At 70.2% G+C, this 19187-nt stretch carries 18 protein-coding genes and 1 pseudogene; 12 read left to right on the top strand and 7 right to left on the bottom strand.

The features are described 5' to 3' along the window. Nucleotides 1–11: 11 nt before the first annotated feature. A complete protein-coding gene (locus tag HH310_RS20590) occupies nucleotides 12–2492 on the bottom strand; it encodes an ABC transporter permease (RefSeq protein WP_169177217.1) in 2481 nt (826 codons plus the stop codon). Next, nucleotides 2489–3235, bottom strand: a complete 747-nt coding sequence (locus HH310_RS20585; protein WP_248294204.1) for an ABC transporter ATP-binding protein — start codon at nucleotides 3233–3235, stop codon at nucleotides 2489–2491. The genes HH310_RS20590 and HH310_RS20585 overlap by 4 nt, the downstream gene beginning before the upstream one ends. A 136-nt stretch (nucleotides 3236–3371) precedes the next feature. Here HH310_RS20585 and HH310_RS20580 point away from each other — a divergent pair, with 136 nt between their 5' ends. Further along, the gene (locus HH310_RS20580; RefSeq protein ID WP_169177215.1) at nucleotides 3372–4553 is read left to right on the top strand and encodes a sensor histidine kinase; all 1182 of its coding nucleotides are present in this window, start codon (nucleotides 3372–3374) and stop codon (nucleotides 4551–4553) included. Then, nucleotides 4550–5188 (top strand): response regulator transcription factor, encoded by a 639-nt coding sequence (locus HH310_RS20575; protein WP_169177214.1) that lies wholly within the window; start codon nucleotides 4550–4552, stop codon nucleotides 5186–5188. Before HH310_RS20580 ends, HH310_RS20575 begins: the two co-directional genes overlap by 4 nt. Here the strand turns inward: HH310_RS20575 and HH310_RS20570 are convergent, their stop codons facing one another. Both HH310_RS20570 and HH310_RS20565 read right to left on the bottom strand, forming a co-directional pair. Further along, a complete protein-coding gene (locus HH310_RS20570) occupies nucleotides 5189–5731 on the bottom strand; it encodes a DUF305 domain-containing protein (RefSeq protein WP_169177213.1) in 543 nt (180 codons plus the stop codon). Next, nucleotides 5716–6465, bottom strand: coding sequence for a lytic polysaccharide monooxygenase (locus tag HH310_RS20565; protein WP_169177212.1), 750 nt, complete (start codon nucleotides 6463–6465; stop codon nucleotides 5716–5718). The genes HH310_RS20570 and HH310_RS20565 overlap by 16 nt, the downstream gene beginning before the upstream one ends. A 73-nt stretch (nucleotides 6466–6538) precedes the next feature. Here HH310_RS20565 and HH310_RS20560 point away from each other — a divergent pair, with 73 nt between their 5' ends. Both HH310_RS20560 and HH310_RS20555 read left to right on the top strand, forming a co-directional pair. Then, nucleotides 6539–7090, top strand: coding sequence for an FBP domain-containing protein (locus HH310_RS20560; RefSeq protein ID WP_312034230.1), 552 nt, complete (start codon nucleotides 6539–6541; stop codon nucleotides 7088–7090). 16 nt (nucleotides 7091–7106) lie between these two features. Then, the gene (locus tag HH310_RS20555) at nucleotides 7107–7754 is read left to right on the top strand and encodes an HAD family phosphatase (RefSeq protein WP_169177211.1); all 648 of its coding nucleotides are present in this window, start codon (nucleotides 7107–7109) and stop codon (nucleotides 7752–7754) included. Here the strand turns inward: HH310_RS20555 and HH310_RS20550 are convergent. Then, complete coding sequence (locus HH310_RS20550; RefSeq protein ID WP_169177210.1) at nucleotides 7737–9212, bottom strand: mannitol dehydrogenase family protein; 1476 nt, start codon at nucleotides 9210–9212, stop codon at nucleotides 7737–7739. The two genes, HH310_RS20555 and HH310_RS20550, sit on opposite strands and share 18 nt — an antisense overlap. 597 nt (nucleotides 9213–9809) lie before the next feature. Here HH310_RS20550 and HH310_RS20545 point away from each other — a divergent pair. The 3 genes and pseudogenes from HH310_RS20545 (at nucleotide 9810) to HH310_RS20535 (ending at nucleotide 11871) form a co-directional block, all read left to right on the top strand. Then, a complete protein-coding gene (locus tag HH310_RS20545; RefSeq protein WP_169177209.1) occupies nucleotides 9810–10403 on the top strand; it encodes a PadR family transcriptional regulator in 594 nt (197 codons plus the stop codon). Nucleotides 10404–10508: 105 nt separating this feature from the next. Continuing rightward, a pseudogene (locus HH310_RS20540) lies at nucleotides 10509–10912 on the top strand (ATP-binding cassette domain-containing protein); the annotation flags it as partial. Between the two features lie 125 nt (nucleotides 10913–11037). Beyond that, on the top strand, nucleotides 11038–11871 hold the full coding sequence (locus tag HH310_RS20535) for an alpha/beta fold hydrolase (RefSeq protein ID WP_169177208.1): 834 nt from the start codon (nucleotides 11038–11040) through the stop codon (nucleotides 11869–11871). 465 nt (nucleotides 11872–12336) lie between these two features. On the opposite strand, the gene HH310_RS20530 is transcribed toward HH310_RS20535, so the two are convergent. Next, nucleotides 12337–12903: a GNAT family N-acetyltransferase gene (locus HH310_RS20530; RefSeq protein ID WP_169177207.1), complete on the bottom strand. Its 567-nt coding sequence runs from the start codon at nucleotides 12901–12903 to the stop codon at nucleotides 12337–12339. 39 nt (nucleotides 12904–12942) lie between these two features. Here HH310_RS20530 and HH310_RS20525 point away from each other — a divergent pair, with 39 nt between their 5' ends. The 3 genes from HH310_RS20525 to HH310_RS20515 are packed head-to-tail and all read left to right on the top strand — an operon-like array spanning nucleotide 12943 to nucleotide 14713. Then, on the top strand, nucleotides 12943–13641 hold the full coding sequence (locus HH310_RS20525; protein WP_169177206.1) for a phosphatase PAP2 family protein: 699 nt from the start codon (nucleotides 12943–12945) through the stop codon (nucleotides 13639–13641). A 30-nt stretch (nucleotides 13642–13671) separates the two neighbouring features. Further along, nucleotides 13672–14340, top strand: coding sequence for a phosphatase PAP2 family protein (locus HH310_RS20520; RefSeq protein WP_312034229.1), 669 nt, complete (start codon nucleotides 13672–13674; stop codon nucleotides 14338–14340). 13 nt (nucleotides 14341–14353) lie between these two features. Continuing rightward, a complete protein-coding gene (locus HH310_RS20515; RefSeq protein ID WP_169177205.1) occupies nucleotides 14354–14713 on the top strand; it encodes a glyoxalase/bleomycin resistance/extradiol dioxygenase family protein in 360 nt (119 codons plus the stop codon). On the opposite strand, the gene HH310_RS20510 is transcribed toward HH310_RS20515, so the two are convergent. Further along, nucleotides 14710–16158, bottom strand: a complete 1449-nt coding sequence (locus tag HH310_RS20510) for a helix-turn-helix domain-containing protein (protein ID WP_312034228.1) — start codon at nucleotides 16156–16158, stop codon at nucleotides 14710–14712. The two genes, HH310_RS20515 and HH310_RS20510, sit on opposite strands and share 4 nt — an antisense overlap. A gap of 130 nt (nucleotides 16159–16288) precedes the next feature. Here HH310_RS20510 and aceA point away from each other — a divergent pair, with 130 nt between their 5' ends. Continuing rightward, nucleotides 16289–17578 carry an isocitrate lyase gene (gene aceA / locus HH310_RS20505; protein WP_169177203.1) on the top strand — a complete coding sequence of 430 codons (1290 nt, stop codon included), beginning with the start codon at nucleotides 16289–16291 and terminating at the stop codon, nucleotides 17576–17578. Continuing rightward, nucleotides 17575–19179: a malate synthase A gene (aceB, locus tag HH310_RS20500; RefSeq protein ID WP_169177202.1), complete on the top strand. Its 1605-nt coding sequence runs from the start codon at nucleotides 17575–17577 to the stop codon at nucleotides 19177–19179. Before aceA ends, aceB begins: the two co-directional genes overlap by 4 nt. Nucleotides 19180–19187: the final 8 nt, after the last annotated feature.

Raw genomic sequence — 19187 nt, 5'->3', positions numbered from 1 at the left:
CGGTCGCCCTGCTACTCGGTGGCCAGCGCGACGACCGGGCTGACCTTCGCGGCGCGCCGGGACGGCCACACCCCGGCCAGCGCGGTGAGCCCGACGAGAACGACGAAGACCACCGCGAGCTGCCCGATCGGCAAAGTCAGCGGCGCGTTCACGCCGAGTGCTTTCACGGCCAGCCAGGCGTACGGGATACCGAGCACCAGCCCGAGCCCGGCGCCGATCACCCCGTACAGCGCGGACTCGGCGGTCAGCATGGTCCGCAGCCCGCCCCGGGAGAGCCCGACCGCGCGCAGCAGCCCGGCCTCGCGCACCCGCTCCACCACGGACAGTGCCGTGGTGGTGCCGACGCCGACGACCGCGACGAGCACCGTGAGGCTGACCAGGCCGAGCGCGATCACCAGCAGGATCGTGATGAGGCCGTCGATCTGGTCGCGTTGGTCGGCGAGCACGTCGATCTTCCAGCCGCCGCCGGCCGCGTTCTGCACCTGGTCGATGGCGGTCCGCCCGGCGGTGCGGGCCTTCTCCCCGGTGGTGGCCGCGTCGGCGAGCACCCCGGAATACGTGGCCGGCGCCCCGAGCCGGGTGAGGTCGGCCGGGTCGAGGACCATCGCCGAGCCCAGCGGCGCGGTGTCCGGCAGCACGGCCGTGACCCGGAGGCGTACGCGGGACTTGCCGTGCGTGAGCTCGGTCTGATCGCCCAGCTTGAGGCCGGTGTTGTCGGACGTGAAGCCGGAGATGATCATTTGGCCCGGCGCGAGATCGGCGATCGAGCCCGCCGTCACGTCCACTTTGCTCAGTTCGGGCAGCGTGGTCATCGCCAGGTCGTTGGCGTTCAGCTCGGTCTCGCCGATCTTCACGTCGAGCCGCCGGTACGGGGTCACGTGCGCCAGCTGCGGGCGGGACTTCAGCTGCTCGACCAGCGCGGCCGGGACCGGTTTGTCGTCGATCGGGGTGACCTCGTAGTCGGCGGGCGCGTACTTCGCCTCGTTACGGTCGGCGAGGACCCGGATGGAGGCCCCGCCGACGAGCGCCCCGGCGATCAGCGTGACGCCGAGCGCGACCACGACCGACACGGCGGCGGCCCGGCGCGGCGCCCCGCCCACTCCCCCGGCCGCGAGCCGGCCGACCGGGCTGATCCGGAACGGCCGGCCCAGCACCGCCAGCACCGGCCGGATCAGGACCGGGCCGAGCGCGATCAGCGCGAAGAACGCCAGCGCGCCGGACACCACGGTGGCGAGCAGGAACGGCAGCGCGTTGTAGTTCTCCGGGTCGCGGCCGGGCACATTCATGGCCACGTACGCGGCGGCGAGCCCGGCACCGAGCACCAGCAGGATGCCGAGCGTGGCGCGGGCCTTGCCGATGTCGCTGCGGGCGCCGGTGACGCTGGAGCTGCGCAGCGCCTCCAGCGGCGACACCCGCGAGGCGGACGCGGCGGGAGCGAGCACCGCGATCGTGGTGATCAGCACGGCCAGCGCGACCACGCCGAGCGCGGCCGGGATCGGGAAGCCCGGGGACGCGAGGTTCACCCCGTACGCGCGTACCACCACCGGCACGAGGTGTCCCGCTCCGAGCGCCAGCAGCACGCCGGCCACGCCGGTGGCCAGGCCGGTGAGGGCGCCCTCGGCGGCGAGCGACCCGGTGATGGCCCGGCGCCCGGCGCCGACCGCGCGCAGCAGGGCCAGCTGTTTGAGGCGTTGCGCGAAGACGATCCGGAATGTGGAGGTGGCCACCAGGCCGGCGGCGACGACGGCGACGGCGACGAACATGGCGATCACCGCGAAGACGCTGTCGAGCTGGGACGCCTGCTGCTCGGCCTCCTCGTGGCGCACGTCGTCGCCGGATCGCACCCGGGTGCCCGCCGCGACCGCGGCCTCGACCCGCGAGCGTACGGCCGAGGCGTCCGCACCCGGCCGCAGGCGCAGGTCGATCTCGTCGAGGACGTCCCCGCCGGTCAGCGCGGAGACCAGCGGCTGGGGAGCGTACGCCTGGTAGCCGTGGTCGCCGTCGGCCGTGACCGTGCCGACCACCTTGAGCGGCACGATCTTGTTGCCGATCGTGGCCCGGACGTCGGTGCCCACCTTGAGGCCGAGCCGGTCGACGGTGCGCGGGGTGACCGCGATCTCGCCGGGTTTCGCCGGATAGCGCCCGGACGCGAGGGTCGCGGCGGCCAGCGGTCCGGTGCCCGAGTCGCCGTCGATCTGCAGGAATTCGCGGCCGACCTCGGCGCCCGCGCCGACCTGCCCGGCCGCCTCGGCCACCCCGTCGATCTTCTTGATCGTGTCGAGTTCGCCGGTGGTGACCGTGCCGTCGCGCACCACCAGGTCGACCGCGGCGGGGGTGCCGCTGAGGCCGTCGAGCAGGTTGCGCTCGGTGATGCGCTGGGCGAGCACCGTGGCGAACACCACGAACGACACCACCAGCACGGCCAGGCCGGTGAGCAGCAGCCGGGCCGGGCGGCGGGCCACCCCGGTGAGCTGGGTGCGCAGCACGCTCATCGGGCCGCCGCCAGACCCTGCAGGGCGTCGGTGACCGAGGTGATGCTCGGGTTGTCCAGCTCGCCGGCGATCCGGCCGTCGGCCAGCAGCACCACCCGGTCGGCATAGGCGGCCGCGCCCGGGTCGTGGGTGACCATCACGATGGTCTGGCCCAGCTCACGCACCGAGTTGCGCAGGAACAGCAGCACCTCGGCGCCGGACCGGGAGTCCAGGTTGCCGGTGGGCTCGTCGGCGAACACGACCTCGGGCCGCGACACCAGCGCCCGGGCCAGGGCGACGCGCTGCTGCTGGCCGCCGGACAGCTCGCTGGGCCGGTGGTCGAGCCGCGAGACCAGCCCGAGCACGTCGGTGAGGTGCTGATAGAGGCCCGGGTCGGGGCGTTTGCCGGCCAGTTCCAGCGGCAACGTGATGTTGCGCGCCGCGGTGAGCTGCGGCAGCAGGTTGAACGACTGGAAGACGAAGCCGATCCGTTCCCGGCGCACCTTGGTGAGCACCTTGTCGGACTGCCGCGTCAGATCGGTGCCGCCCAGCAGCGCCTGCCCGGAGGTGGCCGTGTCCAGCCCGGCCAGGCAGTGCATGAGCGTGGACTTGCCGGAGCCGGACGGTCCCATGATCGCGGTGAACCGGGCCCGGCCGAACCCGACCGTGACCCCGTCCAGGGCGCGGACCGCGGTGTCCCCGCTGCCGTAGACCTTCACCAGGTCGACGGCGGCGACCGCGGCCATCGTGTCCTGCGTCTGCATGAGCTCTCCACTCGCTAGATGTCGGCCCCGATGATCGGGTTTGCGCCCGGTCGTCCGCATCGGCCGCGCGCCAGGGCCGCGCCTGCGACTTTCGGCCGATGGAGCGGCCGCGCCCGCCGTTTACGCTGGGCAGGCGATGACGACCAACAACACTTCCCTCCTGGTACGCCTCGGGCAGCTCGCCGGGCTGGCCGCGATGGCGGTGCTGGGCATCTTCGACGTCGCGTTCGGTTTCGTCCGCGGCGATCTGACACTCGGCCTGCTGCAGGTCCTGATGGCGTGCGCGACGGCCGCGGTGTGGCTGCCGCGGCACCGGCAGAACACGACGGTTCTGCCGAAAGTCGCAGTCGGCCTCGGCATGGCGTCGCTGCTGGTGACCGCGATCGTGACCGCCGGGCACGCCGGGCCCGAGGGCAACAGCTGGGGCCTGGCCGAGTCCCTCGGGCTGCTGGGCGTCCTGTTCGTGGTGGCCCGGCGTGCCAGTTCCGGCTGGGCGGTCTTCGCGGTGATCTCGGTCGGCAGCGCGGTCAGCCTGCAGCCGTTGCGCGGCGCCACCGACCCCGTCTTCGTGATCTTCGGGCTGATCCAGGCGCTGGCCGCCGCCATGGTCATCGGCCTCGGCGTCTATCTGCGCATCCTGGAGAGCTCCCGGCTGCGCGCGCTGGCCACGGTGCGCTCCGAGCAGCGCGCCGAGTTCGCCCGTGACCTGCACGACTTCATCGCGCACCACGTCACCGGCATCGTGGTGCAGGCGCAGGGCGCGAAGTTCGTCGCCGAGCAGGACCCGAAACGCGTGCTGCTCGCGCTGGAGCAGATCGAGCAGGCCGGGGCCGAGACGATGGCGTCCATGCGGCGGATGGTCGCGCTGCTGCGTGACCCGCGTTCCGAACCGGACGCGCCGCTCGCCCCGATCGCCGGGGTGGGCGACCTGCCGGCTCTGCTGGAGCAGTTCAACGCCGTCGACGGCCCGCTCGCCCGGCTGCATCTCGACGGTCCGCAGGACGGGTTGCCGGTGGAGGTGTCGACATCGGCGTACCGGGTGGTGATGGAGGCCTTGACCAACGTGCGGCAGCATGCCGCCGGCGCGCGGGTGGCCGATGTCTGGGTGCGGCGCACCCCGCAGTGGCTGCTGGTGCGGGTGGCCAACGACGGCGACGCGGCACCCGCCCGCGACCGCCCGGGCTACGGTCTCGTGGGGCTGACCGAGCGGGTCCGCGCGGTCGGCGGCCACCTCACGTCGGGACCCGGCATCGCCGGCGGCTGGCTGGTCGACGGCGCGTTCCCGCTGGAAAACGCCGGCCTCAAGGTGGCGCCGTGATCCGGGTTCTCATCGCCGACGACCAGGCCATGGTCCGCACCGGCTTCGGCATGATCCTCGGCGCGCAGCCGGACATCGAGGTGGTCGGCGAGGCGTCGGACGGCGTGGCGGCGGTGGCGCTGGCCCGCAAGCTGCGCCCGGACGTCGCGCTGCTCGACATCCGGATGCCCAAGATGGACGGTCTGGAGGCGTTGCGGCTGCTGGCCGGGCCCGGGGTGGCCGACCCGGTGAAGGTGGTCGTGGTGACCACGTTCGACCTGGACGACTACGTGCATCAGGCGCTGCGCAACGGCGCGGCCGGGTTCCTGCTGAAGGATTCGGGGCCGGCGCTGCTGATCGAGGCGGTGCGCGCGGCCGTGTCCGGCGACGCGCTGATCAGCCCGTCGATCACCGTACGGCTGCTGGAGCATCTGTCGGCGCCGGCACCGGCCGGCGGCGACGGCGGGTTGTCGCCGCGCGAGCTGGACGTGGTGAAGCTGGTCGCCCGCGGGCTGACGAATGCGGAGATCGCGAGCCAGTTGTTCATCTCGGTCGGCACGGTGAAGACGCATCTCGGCAGCGTGCAGAGCAAGCTTGGGCTGCGAAACCGGGTGGAGGCCGCGGCGTGGGCCTGGGAGCGGCGGCTGGTGCGCTAGTCAGCCACTCGCCGCCATCGTGAGCAGGGCGCGCACCTGCGACTGCCGCCTCTCGGTGATCGTGCGGGCCAGCGCGCGGGCCGGTGGGTAGGCGCCACCGGCGGACTCCATCCGGCTGGTCTCGACACAGTTGCCCAGGTGACTCAGGAGCAGACCGACGGCCGTACGGTCGAAGTCTGATTTCCGGCTTTTGAGGTCGGCCAGATCGGCGGGCCGCAGCGTGTGCAGATGGCCGTGGCCGGCGTGGTCGGTGCCGGGGCCCGGGGTCAGCGGCTGCTGCCAGCCCAGCAGCCAGCGGCGCATGGTGCCGTCCTCCTCGCGCCACTGCCCGCCGAGATCGGTGGCGAGCGTGCGCAAGGCGGGGTCTTCGGCACGCTGAGCGACCAGCGTGGCCAGGTCGTCGCCCTCGTCGATCTGTGCGAGGCCCATCTGCAGGAACATGACGTCGGTCGCGTTGTTCGCCTGTGCCGGCGTGGTCTCCGGACGCGGGGTGCATCCGGAGACCACGAGCAGCAGGACCAGCGCGATTAGACGCGTTCCCACAGGGCCGGGACGTTCGGCGGTTCCCACCCGGCGATCGCGGTGTGCGCCTGCCGGCAGCGGTAGGTGACCCCGTTGTAGGTGACCGTGCTGCCCACCGCGTAGGCGGTGCCGGCCCGCCAGGTGCCGGTGGCCGGCGGCGTGGTCGTGGGCGGCGTCGTCGGCGGACGGGTCGTCGGCGGCGTGGTGGGCGGGGTGGTCGGCGGCGGCGTGCTGCCACCCCCGCCGCCGATGTTCAGGTCGACGCACGAGTAGAACGCGTTTGTCGTGTCGGCGATGTTCCAGCGGGCCAGCACGGTCTGCCGGCCGGTGAAGCCGCGCATGCTGACCGTGTGCTGCTTGGTGGCGCCGGGTTGCGCGCCGCCGTCGTTGAAGGAGGCCAGCAGCGTGCCGCCGATGAAGTACTCCCACGTGCTGGTGGAGTGCCGGGCGGTGAGCACCCAGTTGAACGTGACGGTCTGCCCGACGCTCGCGGCCGGCCAGTTCTTGCTGTTGTCGTTGAGCACGGCGAACCGGCTGCCGCCGCCGTTGCACTGGGTCGAGCCTTTCGGTGCTTCCACGCTCTGCGGTTCGTAGACGATGTCGCCGCAGCCGGAGACCGCGCCGCTGGCGCAGTTGGCCTGACGGCTGGGCGGGGACGAGATGTAGCCGTGCGCCTGCGCGGGCGTGACCGCGACGAACAGGGATGCGGCGAGCGCGCCCGCGGAGAGCACGGCAAGGACGAACTTGCGTCTCATGGGGACTCCTTCGACCGTGGGGGACGGCGTGGGGTCAACATATGTTGAAGAGTGTTAACAGTAAAGAGACGCAGTGAAGTTTTTCGATATGTGGCCGGTAAATCGGCTGACCGGCGGCGGTGCGGCAGCTAGCGTCACCGCCATGGAACCGCTCACCGAGGCGCAGATCCGCGCGTCTCTGATCAACTGCAGCAAGGGCGAGGCGTCCCGGATCAAGATGCCGCCGGCGTTCGCCTGGGAGGATCTGGACTTCCTCGGCTGGTCCGATCCGGGCGCTCCGCTGCGCGCCGTGATCGTGGTGCCCGGCCCGGTCGGGATCGTGCTGCGCAAGCCGGAACGCAAACGCACCAGCGTGGTGCGCTCCAGCATGTGCCGCGTCTGCCTCACCCAGCACACCTCGGACGGCGTCACCCTGTTCGTCGCGCCGCTGGCCGGCCCGGCCGGGCGCAACGGCAACTCGGTCGGCGAATACCTGTGCACCGACCTGGCCTGCTCGCTCTACCTGCGGGGCAAGAAGCAACCCCGGGGCCGTCTCGTACGCCAGGAGGAGTCCCTCACCCTCAGCGAGCGCGTCGACCGGGCCATGACCACCCTGAACGGTCTGGTGAAACGGGTGGCCGCCTGACGGGCAGAATGGTCCGGTGACGATCAAAGCCCTGGTGTTCGACTTCGACGGCCTGCTCATGGACACCGAGACGACGTTGCTGGAGAGCTGGCGCTACGAGTGGCGCCAGCACGGCCTGGAGCTCGACGCCACGAATTTCTTCGCCGACCACGGCGGCGACGTGTCCGAGGAGCGGTACTTACGGCTCGCCCAGGCCGTCGGCGAGGGCTACGACCGGGCGACCAGCCACGCCCGGCGCACCGCGTACCGCAACGGCCTGCACCGCTCGCTCGCCCCCGCACCCGGGATCGTCGCGTGGCTCGGCGAGGGTGCCGCGCTCGGGTTGCGGCTCGCGGTGGCCAGCAGTTCCGCCACCGCGTGGGTGACCGGCAACCTCTCCCGGGTGGGGCTGCTGGACCGTTTCGACGTCCTGGCCTGCGGCGACGAGGTTGCGGCCCACAAGCCCGACCCCGCGGTGTACGAGCTGGCGCTGCACCGTCTGGGGTTGGAGGGGTCGGCGGCGGTCGCGTTCGAGGACTCCCCGCACGGCGTGGCCGCGGCCCGGGCGGCGGGGTTACGGTGCGTGGCGATCCCGAACGCGTACACGCCGGCGTCCCGTTTCGCCGACGCCGACCTGGTGTTGACGACGGCGGCCGGCGTCAGCCTCTCAACGGTCCTCGGCTAGATCTTCGAGCGTCGCCCGTGCCCCCTTGTGGTGCAGGCTGGACAAAACCGATTTATACGTCGAAACGAACCGCTCGTTGTCGATCAGATCCCCGAACAGGTCTCGGTTACGGACGAACGCCAGCGGATCGTGCTCGTACTGCTGGGCCGTCGCCATCAGGTCGTCCCGTAACCGGTCCACCACCTCGATCGGCTTGCCGTGCTCGTCGACCCCCTCCGCATACCGGGCCCACGACGCCACCACCGCGGTCGAGCGCAGAATGTCGCCGCCGCTGTCCAGATTGTGCCGGATCACCGGAAGCAGCCACTTCGGAATCCGGTCCGAGCTCTCCGCGCACAGCCGGGCCACCGTGTCCCTGACCTGCGCGTTCGAGAACCGCTCCAGCAGCTGCCGCCGGTATTCGCCGAGGTCGACGCCGGGCACCTCGTCCAGCGTCGGGGTGGCTTCGCGCTCCATGTACGCCATCAGGAACCGCGCGAACAGCGGATCCTGCGCGACGTCGTGCACAAGCCGGTAGCCGGCCAGGTACCCGAAGTAACACAGCGCCTGGTGCGACGCGTTGAGCAGCCGCAACTTCATCAGCTCGTACGGCTCGACGTCGCTCACCACCTGCACGCCCGCGTCCTCGTACGGGGGCCGGGTTTCGTCGAATTTGTCCTCGAGGGCCCACTGCGTGAACGGCTCGCACACCACCGGCCAGTCGTCCTGCACCCCGAACGTGCCGCGCACCAGCTCCCGGTCGTCGTCGGTGGTCACCGGCGTGATCCGGTCCACCATGCTGTTCGGGAAACTCACCTTCTCTCCCACGTACGCCCCGAGCCCCGCGTCCTTGAGCGTGGCGAACGCGACGAAGCTGCGCCGTGCCGCATCCCCGTTACCTTGGATGTTGTCGCAGCTCATAATCGTGAACGGCGGCAGTCCCCGCTCGCGCCGCCGTTGCAGGGCCGCCGTGACAAGCCCGAACGTGGTCCGCGGCACCGCACCCGGGGCGAGGTCGTGGCGTACGTCGGGATGGTCCGCCATGAATTCCCCGGTGACCGCGTTGAAGTTGTACCCCCCTTCGGTAACGGTGAGTGAGACGATCCGCACGTCCGGATCGGACATCTTCTCGACGACCGCCTCCGGATCGTCCGGCGCGTACAGATATTCTTTGATCGACCCGATGACGCGGGCGTCGAGTGTGCCGTCCGGCGCCTTCACCACCAGCGTGTAGAGCCCGTCCTGGTTGGTGAGTACGTCCCGCATGCGCTTGTCGGCGGGCATCACCCCGACCCCGCAGATAGCCCAGTCCGTGGCTTTGCCCTCGCTCATCAGCCGATCCAGATACATGGCCTGATGCGCGCGGTGAAAGCCACCGACCCCAAAGTGCACGATGCCGGTCCGCAGCGCGGCTCGGTCGTATGTGGGCACCGGCAGGTCGGCGGGCAGCTTGGCCAGGGTGTGCGCGGTAAGTCGCATGGGGATCAGTCCTCTCCGGCGTTGGCATCGGACGTGCCCCTCAGCATCCCACCGCTCCCCGAAGAACACCCGCCACGTCGATGGCCCCCCGCGGCTCCCGAGCCCGCCGTGCCGGATAGCGATCCGGCCCGGCGCCACCCGGCAACGCATCCACGCCCAGGCCGGCAGATCTCCGTCGGCGGATGACCCCAATCGCACCCGAGTCCCATGTGGCCATCGGAGGCCTCCTGTCGACCTGACGTCAAAGGCCAAGTGGCGGGAGCACCCCAATCGGGACGCCCCCGAGCACGTCCGCGATCAGGCCGAACTGTGGGCGGGACACGCACGCACCGAACTGGAGTGGGCGAAGAGCCTGAGCAAACGACTGTCTGAGGGCGCCTACACCATGGCCGATGATCCGGGTTCGTGGCGAACGATCCCCGATCACCGCAAGATGCGCGTCTAATCAACCTTGACTAGACGTTTCCCCCTCGTGCACTCTGGCCAAGTAGTCAAACTGGACTAGTCTCTACCAATCCGTTCGCAAGACCGAGAGAAGGAATCGAACCCATGGAAAGGTTCGCGATCGAGACGAGAGGGTTGAGCGGAGGTGGGCGCGTGTCGGCGACGAAGCTCCTGGTACTCGGTATCGTGCACCTCTCCGGCGGCGCGCATGGCTACCAGGTGCGGTCCGAACTGCAGAGCTGGGGTGCGGAGAGTTGGGCCAAGATCAAGCCCGGCTCGATTTATCACGCACTGAAGAAGGCGGCGGCCGATGGCCTCCTCACCGAACACGCCGAGCCGGGCAACTCTGGGCCGGAGCGCGTTCTGTACCGCGCGACAGCTCGGGGACGTGACGAGATGGTCGAACTGGTCCGCGACGGTCTGCGGCGCACCAACGACGCGGACATGCTCAACGCGTCCATCGCCATGTTGCCCATGCTGACCAGGACAGATGCCATCGCGCAGGTTAACGAGCGGGTCGCACGCCTGGAAGCGGAGCTCGTAGTGCAGGCCAAGTGGCGGGAGCACCCCAATCGGGACGCCCCCGAGCACGTCCGCGATCAGGCCGAACTGTGGGCGGGACACGCACGCACCGAACTGGAGTGGGCGAAGAGCCTGAGCAAACGACTGTCTGAGGGCGCCTACACCATGGCCGATGATCCGGGTTCGTGGCGAACGGTCCCCGATCACCGCAAGATGCGCGTCTAATCAACCTTGACTAGACGTTTCCTCCTCGTGCACTCTGGCCAAGTAATCAAACTTGACTAGCTCTCAACCAATCCGTTCGCAACACCGAGGGAAGGAATCGAACCCATGGGAAAGCTCGCGATCGAGACGAGAGGGTTGAAAAAGAGCTTCGGCACGACCCACGCGGTCGCCGGCGTGGACCTGGCCGTGAGCGCCGGGGGCGTGTACGGCGTGCTCGGTCCGAACGGGGCAGGCAAACCACCGCGATCCGCATACTGGCCACGCTCCTGCGCCCCGACGCCGGAGAGGCGCAAGTGCTCGGCTACGACGTCGTGCGTGACGCCCGGGCGGTGCGGAGCCGGGTGAGCCTCACCGGGCTCGACCCGCGCAGCAACAACCAGGTCTGGGAGATCGTCAGGGGCATGGTCGCCGAGGGCACCACCGTGTTGCTGACCACGCAGTACCTCGACGAGGCCGACCAGCTGGCCGACCGCATCGCGGTGATCGACCACGGGAAGGTCGTCGCCGACTTCTGATCCCGGCTCTGGCGGGCCTGGCCAGTCTTGGGTTGGCGGCATTGCTGACCGGTGCTGTCATCACCGTCGTCGGCACGCTGCTCAGGCGCTGAGACAAACCTCTCGAACGGAGATGTGAGATGAACGAGATGGCCTTTCGCGTGACATCAAACGATGGCACCACCATCGCCTACGACAGGGAGGGAAGCGGTCCGGCCGTCATTCTGGTGGGCGGAGCACTCGACGACGGAGCCGAGAACGCTCCCTTGGCGCCGGCTCTCGCCGAGCACTTCACGGTCTACAACTATGCCCGTCGGGGACGCGGCGCGAGCGGCTTCACCGAGCCGTACGCCGTGGAAAGGGAGATCGAGGACCTGGATGCGTTGATCGCGGAGGCGGGCGGCTCGGCACACCTGTTCGGGGCGTCCTCAGGCGGCGCGCTGGCGCTGGAAGCCGCCGCGGCCGGGTCAGCCATCGACACGATCGCCGTCTGGGAGGTGCCCTACGCGGTCGGGGACGACATACGCCCGCGATTCGAGGAGTACATCGCAGACACCCGACGCGCCTTCGACGCCGGGCGAGACGAGGAGGTTCTCGAATTGTTCATGCGCATGACCGGCGCCTCCGACGACAACATCGCGGCCAGGAAAGCGGCAGGCAAGCAGACGGCGCATTGGGCGCATTCGGTCGCCCTCGCGCCCACGCTGGTCCACGACAGCGTCTTCCTCAACCGCTACCAATTGCCGGCCGATCGACTGGCAACGGTCACCCAACCGGTCCTGGTCACTACCGGAGGGCCGATCACGGTCCCTTATATGGCAGGCCTGCCCTCGGACTTCTTCGACCGCGCAGCCGACGAGCTTGCAGACCTACTACCCCACGCTCAACGGGAGACCCTCGAGGGGCCGGACCACGTCGTCGACCCACAGACCGTCGGCCCGCTGTTGCTACGGTTCTTCAGCACCGAACACTGAGGGGCCCGCGAGGTGTCGTGGGAATACCGATTAGGCACCGCGCAAGCAGATCTTCGTCGCGCCAGGGACACGGGGCGAACAGGTGTGTCGAGGTTGATGTCGTCGGCGGCATCACAGGCCTGATCCTGGGGGTGCTCGTCACCAACGTCTTCGTCACCACGCAAGGCCGGGCCGTCGTACTGACCTGGGCTTCAGTGGGACTCGACCTGGCCTACTCGCTGCTCATCGGCTCCGTCGTCGGTCGTACCCCGCACTCCGGGCCGACTCAGTACCGCCCACCGAAGCCCTGCGCAGCACATGACCAGGCACCTCGGTAGGGCCAGTGATTCCGGGCTGTGGTCGCATGCGGTCACCGTTCCCGGGCGGTGGCCCGGTGCCGAAAGTGGTGCCCACGGTGTCGTACTGGATGGTCCGCGAGTACGTCGCCACCCGAGGCTGGGCAGGAAGCCTTCTTCGAGGGCCGCGCTACAGCTCGCGGCGCATCACGACCCGGCGGGGGGACGGGCGGGCGACCTCGGTGAAACCGCACGCCGCGAACAAGCCCTCGGTGCCCAGGTAGCGGTCGTCGCGGTGCGGGCCGGGGCCGGCCAGTGGGAAGCCCTCGATGGCCTTGGCGCCGTGCCGGGTGGCCTCGGCCGCGGCGGCGTCGAGCAGGCGGCGGGTCAGGCCGGCGCGGCGAGAAGCTGGGCGGACGTAGAAGCACGGCACGAACCACACCGCGTCGTCCTCGGTGGCGTCGCGGGTCGGGGCCGTCAGGGGCGACCGCAGCACCCGCGCGTACCGGGAGCGCGGGCCGGTCGCGCACCAGCCGACGGGCCGGCCCTCGGAGTCGTACGCCAGGACCCCGGCCGGCTCAGCACCGTCGCTGACCAGGTGTTCGAAGCGTTCCTGGTTGACCGAGCCCCAGCCGTCGTGGGCCGCCTGGCCGCGAACCAGGAACCACACGCACCAGCAACCACGGGTGACCGAGCTGGTGCCGAACAGGTCGCGCACGTCGTGCAGCGCGTGCGGGGTGAGCGCTCTGACCTCCACGAGCAGCACACTACGGCGTACCTCCGACAAAATGGGGGTATGGCCTTCGGTATGCGCGAGCACGGGCTTGGGGTGCGCCTGGCGGTGGCCACCGTCGGGGCCGTCGTGCTGCTCGTGCCGTTCGGCGTGATCGCGGCACTGGTGGTGGCGCACGCCGGCTGGCTGCGGGAGCTGGACGTCTCGGTGGCGCAGACGATGCACACCTACGCGGTGGGGCATCCGGGCTGGGTGCGGTTCATGAGCGTGTGGAGCATCGTGTTCCATCCGACGGTGCTGCGGATCGCGGCGGCGGTGCTGGTCGGGTGGCTCCTGCGGCGCGGGGCGTGGCCGGTGGCGGCGTGGGTGGCGGTCACGTTCGTGGCCTCGGGGCTGGTCGGCCTGCTGCTGAAGCTGCTGTTCGAGCGGGCCCGGCCGGAGTGGCTCGATCCGGTGGCGCGCGCTCCCGGGTATGCGTTCCCGTCCGGCCACGCGATGACCAGCGCGCTGTTCGCCGCCGTGTTTCTGCTGGTGCTACTGCCGCTCGTACGCCGGGGGCGGCCGCTGCTGTGGGCCGCGGCCGTGCTCATCCCGGCAGTGACGGGGCTGAGCCGGGTCGCGCTGGGCGTGCACTGGACCAGCGACGTGGTGGCCGGGTGGCTGCTCGGCGTGGCGGTCGTCGCGGTGACCGCGGCCGCCTACCTGCGCGGACGGCGCCGGGCACCAAGCGACATCGATGCCCGTCTCGTTCGACAGGCGTAGATCTTCCGCGGAGCGGGTAGGAGACCAGGCGTGTCCGGACTCCTCGCGCAAGCCGCCAAACGCATCCTGCTGCCGCTCGCCGTCCTCCAATTAGTCATGATCGGGCTGGGGCTGCTGATCAGCGGGATCACCGCGGAGGACGCGGTCAACCGTTTCCTCGCCGGTCACCGCACCGGGGTGGGCAACGCGATCACCGCGTTCTGGAGTTTCGTCGGCAGCACCCCGGCCATCATCGGCGTCACCGTGATCGCGGCGATCGTGCTACGGCTGACGCTGCATCGCTGGCGGGAAGCGATCTTCCTCTGCGCCGCCGTCGCCGCCCAGGCCGTGATCTTCTTCTTCACGACGCTGGCGATCGACCGGCACCGCCCCGCCGTGCAGCATCTCGACGAGTCGCCGCCCACCTCGAGCTTCCCGTCGGGGCACACCTCGGCGGCCACCGCCCTCTACTGTGGACTCGCAGTCGTGTTGACCATGCTGCTGCACCACACCTGGGCGAAACGGCTGGCCTGGCTGCTCGTCCTGGTCCCGCTCGCGGTCGGCGCGTCACGCCTGTACCGCGGCATGCACCACCCGACGGACGTGCTGTCGTCCCTGTTCAGCGCCTCGATGTGCCTGGTCATCATGGCAAAGTCGATCCTGGACCGCGCCGTGTCGTGGACGATCCCGCATCATCGGCGCGCGCTGCAGCAAGCGTGAGATGCTGTCGATCATGGCGATTCGTGGACTGCGGCGCATCATCGTCTCGGTGGCCGACCGGCAGCGTTCCCTCGTGCTGTACCGGGATGTGCTGGGCCTGACCGAGAAGTACAGCGCCGGCGCGATGACGATGCTCGCGATCCCGGGCACCGACGTGGAGATGCTGCTGCACGAGCGCCCGCCGACGAGCGGCCCGGCCGGGGTGGCGCCGTCGTTCCTGGTCGACGACGTGGACGCGGTGTGCGCGGCCGCCGAGACAGCCGGTGCGACCGTGATCGACCCACCCGCGGACCAGCCGTGGGGCGAGCGCCAGTCGGTGCTCACCGACCCGGACGGTCACGTTTTCTGCTTGACGGCCGGAACGGCGGTCTAGGAACCGGCACGGCGGTCCAGGAACTGGAACACGTCCTGGGCGTCGACCCCGGGAAACGTCCCGGGCGGCAGCGCCGCCAGCAGATGCGAGTGCACCCGCGCGCTCGGCCACGCGTTACCCGACCAGCGATCGACCAGGTCGGCGGGCGGCCGCCGGCAACAGTCCGGATCCGGGCAGCGCGACACCGTACGCCGCGTCGTGTCGCCCCCACGAAACCACCGGGCATGCTCGTACGGCGTACCGACGGTCACCGAGAACTCCCCGGAACGCGTCGACTCGATGTGGACCGTACACCAGTACGTCCCGGCCGGCGTGTCAGTGAACTGGTAATACGCCGAGTACGGGTCGTCCGCCGCGAACACCGTGCGTGACGCCCACCGGCGGCAGATCGGCTGCCCCTCGATCGCCCCGGTCACGTCGGCTGGAAAGCGCACCCCGTCATTCTCGTACGCCTTGTACACGATCCCGTTCTCGTGCACCCGCGTGAAATGCACCGGGATGCCGAAATGGTGCGTGGCCAGATTCGTGAAACGGTGCGCCGCCGTCTCGTAGGACACGCCGAACGCGTCCCGGAAGTCGTCGATCGCCAGCGCCCGGTCGGCCTTCGCCTCCTTGAGGAACTGCACCGCGAACGTCTCCGGCATCAGCAGCGCCGCCGCGAAATAGTTGGCCTCGACCCGTTGCCGCAGGAAATCGCCGTAGCCCAGCGGATCGGCGTGGCCCAGCACGAAATGGCCGAGCGTCTGCAGCACGACGGCACGCGGATCGCGGCCCTTGCCGCTGGCCACCTGCGGCAGGTAGACGCGCCGATGCCGCAGGTCGGTCACCGACCGTGTGGACCCGGGCAGGTCGGTCACGTAGTGCAAGGTGAAGCCGAGCGTCGCCGCGATGTCGAGGATGCCGCGCTGCGACAGCGGCCCGGTGGTGTGCCGCACCGAGCGCAGCACCTCGGCGGCGGCCCGCTCGATCTCGGCGAAGTAGTTGTCGCGCTCGCGCATGTCGGCCCGCAGCTGCGCGTTCGCCCGCCGTGCCACCTCCGGCGTGGCGGCCTGCTCGGTCAGCACCCGGTTCAGCTCGCGGTGCAGTCCGACCAGCGATTCCAGGGCGTCCGCGGGCAGCCTGCGGCCACCGCGGACCAACGGCAGACCCAGGTTCCCGTACGCCGGTGAGCGTTGAAAATGCGCGAGCTCGATCTCGAGTCCGGCGCGCCGCGTGGGGGCCTCGGGCCGCAGAAGATCCTGCATTTGTACGCCCAAAGCGCCGGCGATGGCCTGCAACACTGACAGCTTCGGTTCGCGTTTGCCGTTCTCGATGAGCGACAGCTGCGACGGCGCGCGGCCGACGACGGCGCTGAGCTGCTCCAGCGTCATGCCCTTCGCCTTACGCAGGTGGCGGAGCCGCTGGCCGAGCAGGACAAGGTCCACCGAATGGGATGTACCAGACACTGAAGAAAGTGAAGCCGCCATGGCTTTCACGTTAACGGAAATTCGGCGTTTCTTCTGTTCACAAATGCCTCCCTCGCCCCACCGGTCGTGGGCAACAGTCGAGTTCTTCCACGGGAAGGGAGAACTTCCGATGACCGATCAGCTGACCCCCAGGGGCGGTACCGCCACGGACCTCACTCGGGCGTGGGCCGGCGATCCGAGGTGGCGGGGTGTGGAACGCAGCTACACCGCCGACGACGTGGTCCGCCTGCGCGGCACCGTCCAGGAGCAGCACACCCTCGCCGCGCGCGGCGCGCAGCGGCTCTGGGAGCTGCTGCACAGCGAGGACTACATCAACGCGCTGGGCGCGCTCACCGGCGGCCAGGCCGTGCAGATGGTCCGCGCCGGGCTCAAGGCCATCTATCTGTCCGGCTGGCAGGTCGCGGCCGACGCGAACCTGTCCGGGCACACCTACCCCGACCAGTCCCTGTACCCGGCCAACTCGGTCCCCGCCGTGGTCCGCCGGATCAACAACGCGCTGATGCGTGCCGACCAGATCGACACCGCGGCCGGCCGGTACGAACGGGACTGGCTCGCCCCGATCGTCGCCGACGCGGAGGCCGGGTTCGGCGGGCCGTTGAACGCGTTCGAGCTGATGAAGGCCATGATCGCGGCCGGCGCCGCGGGCGTGCACTGGGAGGACCAGCTCGCCAGCGAGAAGAAGTGCGGGCACCTGGGCGGCAAGGTGCTCATCCCGACCGGGCAGCACATCCGCACGCTGAACGCCGCGCGCCTGGCCGCCGACGTGCTCGGCGTGCCCAGCCTGATCATCGCGCGCACCGACGCCCTGGCCGCTGACCTGCTGACGACCGACGTCGACGAGCGGGACAAGGTGTTCTGCACGGGAGAGCGTACGGCCGAAGGGTTTTTCCGGGTGCGCAGTGGCCCGGACGCCGCGATCACCCGGGGTGTCGCCTACGCCGGCTTCGCCGACCTGCTGTGGGTCGAGACCGGCAAGCCGGACCTGGAGTTCGCGAAGACGTTCGCCGAGGCGGTGCACGCCGAGCACCCGGGCAAGATGCTCGCGTACAACTGCTCGCCGTCGTTCAACTGGCGGCGCAACCTCGACGACGCCGACATCGCGCGGTTCCAGAAGGAGCTCGGCGCGATGGGCTACAAGTTCCAGTTCGTCACGCTGGCCGGGTTCCACGCGCTCAACCACTCGATGTTCGAGCTGGCCAAGGGCTATGCCACCGACGGGATGACGGCGTACGTGAAATTGCAGGAAGCGGAGTTCGCGGCCGAGGCCGACGGCTACACCGCGACGCGTCATCAGGCCGAGGTCGGCACCGGCTACTTCGACGCCGTCTCGACCGCCCTCAACCCGGACAGCTCGACCACCGCGCTGCACGGCTCGACCGAAGCGGAGCAGTTCTCATGAGCGTCGAGGAAATCACCATCACCGGTACGACGGACGGACGGTACGCGGAGATTCTCACGCCGGAGGCGATCGCGTTCGTGGTCGCGCTGGACCGGGAGTTCGGGGCGCGGCGCGTGCAGTTGCTGGAACGCCGCCGTCGCCGGCACGCCACCCGCACCACCTCGCTGGACTTCCTGGCGTCGACTGCCGCGATCCGGTCGGACCCGTCGTGGCAGGTCGCGCCGCCGGTCCCGGACCTGATGGACCGGCGCGTCGAGATCACCGGGCCGCCGGAACGGAAGATGACGGTCAACGCGCTGAACTCGGGCGCGAAGGTGTGGATGGCCGACTTCGAGGACGCGTTGTCGCCGACGTGGGAGAACGTGGTGCTCGGCCAGCTCAACCTGCGCGACGCGCTGGACGGGCGGCTCGACTTCACCGGCGAGGACGGACGGGCGTACGCGGTCGGGTCGTCCATGCCGACGATCATGGTGCGGCCGCGCGGCTGGCACCTGCCGGAATGTCATTTGCGCATCGGCGGGCGGGCGGTGTCGGCGTCGCTGTTCGACTTCGGCATGTACCTGTTCCACTGCGGCGGCCGGCAACCGTACTTCTACCTGCCGAAGCTCGAGTCGCATCTGGAGGCTCGCCTCTGGAACGACATTTTCGTGTACGCACAGGAGCTGCTCGGCATCCCACGCGGCACCATCCGGGCAACCGTGCTGATCGAGACGCTGCCCGCCGCGTTCGAGATGGACGAGATCCTGTACGAACTTCGCGAGCACTCGGCGGGGTTGAACGCGGGCCGCTGGGACTACCTGTTCAGCATGATCAAGCACCGGCCGGACGTGGTGCTGCCCGAACGGTCCCAGGTGACCATGACGGTGCCGTTCATGCGGGCGTACACGGAGTTGCTGGTCCACACCTGCCACCGGCGCGGCGCCCACGCGATCGGCGGGATGGCCGCGGTGGTGCCGAGCCGCGACCCGGTCGCCGCGCGGCGCGCCCTCAACCAGGTGCGCCAGGACAAGCGGCGCGAGGTCGGCGACGGCTTCGACGGCTCCTGGGTGGCGCATCCCGGCCTGGTTTCGGCGTGCCGCGACGTGTTCGACCAGTGGCTGGGCGACGAGCCCCACCAGATCGTCCGCAAGCGCGACGACGTGCGGGTGACAGCGGCCGACCTGCTGGACGTGCGCCCCAGCACGGTAGGGGTGAGCGAGGTGGCGCTGCGCACGAACGTCAGCGTCGCCCTGCGCTACGTGGCGGCGTGGCTCGGCGGGCGGGGTGCGGTGGCCCTGGGCGGCCTGATGGAGGACGCCGCCACCGCCGAGATCTGCCGCGCCCAGCTCTGGCAGTGGATCAGCAACGGCACGCCGACCGACTACGGGGTGCCGGTGAACGCGGCGCTGGTCGGCCGGATGCTGCGCGAGGAGCTGGATGTGCTGAGCGAGACCGGGGCGCTGGACGAGGAGTCGGCGCGGCGGTTCGGGCAGGCCCGGATGTTGTTGTCGGTGCTGCTCTCCGAGCGGGTGTGCACGGAGTTCCTGACGCTGCCGGCTTATCTGCGGCACCTGGCCCGCGGCGACAGCGGGGTGACGGCCCGCGCGGCGCTAGCGGCCTGACCGTTGTC

It is taken from the genome of Actinoplanes sp. TBRC 11911 (assembly GCF_012933445.1).
Taxonomy (GTDB): Bacteria; Actinomycetota; Actinomycetes; order Mycobacteriales; family Micromonosporaceae; genus Actinoplanes.
Note: the sequence above shows the minus strand (reverse complement) of the source record. Positions and strands in the feature narration are given on the sequence as shown.

Coding starts and splice junctions, on each gene's coding strand:
- HH310_RS20580 (WP_169177215.1), top strand. CDS start 3,372: ATGACGACCAACAACACTTCCCTCCTGGTACGCCTCGGGCAGCTCGCC.
- aceB (WP_169177202.1), top strand. CDS start 17,575: ATGAGCGTCGAGGAAATCACCATCACCGGTACGACGGACGGACGGTAC.
- HH310_RS20585 (WP_248294204.1), bottom strand. CDS start 3,235: ATGCAGACGCAGGACACGATGGCCGCGGTCGCCGCCGTCGACCTGGTG.
- HH310_RS20590 (WP_169177217.1), bottom strand. CDS start 2,492: ATGAGCGTGCTGCGCACCCAGCTCACCGGGGTGGCCCGCCGCCCGGCC.
- HH310_RS20550 (WP_169177210.1), bottom strand. CDS start 9,212: ATGCGACTTACCGCGCACACCCTGGCCAAGCTGCCCGCCGACCTGCCG.
- HH310_RS20565 (WP_169177212.1), bottom strand. CDS start 6,465: ATGAGACGCAAGTTCGTCCTTGCCGTGCTCTCCGCGGGCGCGCTCGCC.
- HH310_RS20515 (WP_169177205.1), top strand. CDS start 14,354: ATGGCGATTCGTGGACTGCGGCGCATCATCGTCTCGGTGGCCGACCGG.
- HH310_RS20525 (WP_169177206.1), top strand. CDS start 12,943: ATGGCCTTCGGTATGCGCGAGCACGGGCTTGGGGTGCGCCTGGCGGTG.
- HH310_RS20535 (WP_169177208.1), top strand. CDS start 11,038: ATGAACGAGATGGCCTTTCGCGTGACATCAAACGATGGCACCACCATC.
- aceA (WP_169177203.1), top strand. CDS start 16,289: ATGACCGATCAGCTGACCCCCAGGGGCGGTACCGCCACGGACCTCACT.